The organism is Ruegeria sp. YKSF070 (assembly GCF_059612725.1).
In genome coordinates this window covers 1-1704 of sequence record NZ_JBXWRD010000108.1, presented here as the reverse complement: position 1 = coordinate 1704, position 1704 = coordinate 1, and the positions used below count along the sequence as shown (strand labels likewise).

The 1704-nt window shown below is 49.6% G+C and carries 2 protein-coding genes; both read left to right on the top strand.

What is annotated here, in order from left to right; translation table 11 throughout:
* The first annotated feature begins 140 nt into the window (after positions 1–140).
* On the top strand, positions 141–392 hold the full coding sequence (locus AC2FL1_RS23410) for a hypothetical protein (RefSeq protein WP_496878522.1): 252 nt from the start codon (positions 141–143) through the stop codon (positions 390–392).
* Between the two features lie 327 nt (positions 393–719).
* Entirely contained in the window at positions 720–1418 is a 699-nt protein-coding gene (locus tag AC2FL1_RS23405) for a tetratricopeptide repeat protein (protein ID WP_496878521.1), read from the top strand.
* Positions 1419–1704: the final 286 nt, after the last annotated feature.

The following is a 1704-nucleotide window of genomic DNA, read 5'->3' as shown; positions in this document are numbered from 1 at the left end:
GGCTGGCCAGTTCCTGGTCCTGTAGGTCGGGGGTGTAGGTCTGCTCATGCATCCCAGCTACCACGCTGGATTCATGAGATGAATCCCACACGGGATTTGTGCAACAGAGCCGTTTACGACACACATATGCTACGCTGCGTTTGGAGAAGGGCGATGTAAGCGTTTATGATTTGACTATAAATATGGGCTGTAAGGTAGCGCAGATTGAAAATCACTACAGTCATCTTGTTTCGAAAAAACGCAGACACGAGATTACTAAAACTAAACGCAGAACGAAGACTGTCGTGCAAGCTGTAGAGGATGCTGAAGACAGTTTTGCGGTAGAGGCGCTGAAACGCTTTAAGCGTGGCGAGTTGAGTGAAGCTGCGCTTTTGGAGATTATCAAATTGTAACGCCGTGTGCCGCTTGGACATCAATGAGCTTCACACAAAGCGTTCTTCGGTTTTCTGCTGTGTGCTGCTGCTGTGGCTATGGTTGCGCTTGTACGGTGCGCTACAGCGTGTCTGCGACTATGTTTGCATCGGTTTCCGATGTAAGCGATGCGGCTTCAACGAGCTTTATACAGCGTGTTCAGCATCCGCTCCGCTGTCCAGAATATGCAGAAGGGCGAGAAGACAGCTGTAGGGCGCTTACAGCGTGTGTGCGGCTATGCTTAGATCGTTTTCCGATGTAAGCTGTGATACGGAAAGCAGCGACTTAGTTTTGTTTGGGGGCTGGCAATGAAACAGAAATTATTCACCGCAACTGTGACGATTTTCTTATCTGCTGCTACAGCTATAGCTGATGATGTGGCAGATTGTTGGGGCCAGCTTCAAACAATGGATTACAGCAATGCTCTATTGTCGTGCACGTCTGCTGCAAAACAAGGTGATGTTAATGCGCAGTACAACTTGGGTGAGATGTATCGGCAAGGTTTAGGTGTTGCACAAGACTATGCTGAGGCTGTGCATTGGTATCGTGCTGCTGCAAAACAAGGTGATGTTATTGCGCAGTACAACTTGGGTCAGATGTATCGGCAAGGTTTAGGTGTTGCACAACACTATGCTGAGGCTGTGCATTGGTATCGTGCTGCTGCAGAACAAGGTGATGCCGATGCACAGCACAACTTGGGTTGGATGTATGCAAATGGTTATGGCGTAAAGCAAAATTATGCTGAAGCTGTGCGCTGGTATCGTGCTGCTGCTGAGCAAGGCAATGCAAGTGCGCAGAATATTTTGGGCGTAAGGTATGCGAACGGACAAGGGGTTGTTCAAAGTTTTGTGCTTGCACATATGTGGTTCAATATAGCTGCTTCTAACAGCATAGAAAACGCGGCTGAAAATAGAAACCGTGTAGCTGAGTTAATGACAGCTCAACAAATAGCAGAAGCTCAAGCTCGTGCGCACCAGTGTTTAGGTAGCAATTACACGGACTGTTAGCCCGCTTCCTTCATAGTAAGCGTCAACGAGCTTCGTACAGCGCCCTGAGCAGTGTGTCCGCTGTCAGTGTGCGTAGCAAGGGCAGGTGGACGGCTGTAGGGCGCTCGCAGCGAGTCTACGGCTTTGCTTACATCGGTTTTCGATGTAAGTTGATAAGGCTGAAGTTGAGTTTCTGTGGGCTCTGTTGCACAAATCGGCTGATGGCCGGGGTTCCCCTTTCCCCGGACAGACTTATCCCACGGGCTGTGTGACAGGGATGCCGAGCGCGGTGTAGCCGTTCAGAACG

Bases quoted from the DNA above. Each gene is read 5' to 3' on its own strand.
- AC2FL1_RS23405 (WP_496878521.1), top strand. From the start codon at position 720: ATGAAACAGAAATTATTCACCGCAACTGTGACGATTTTCTTATCTGCT.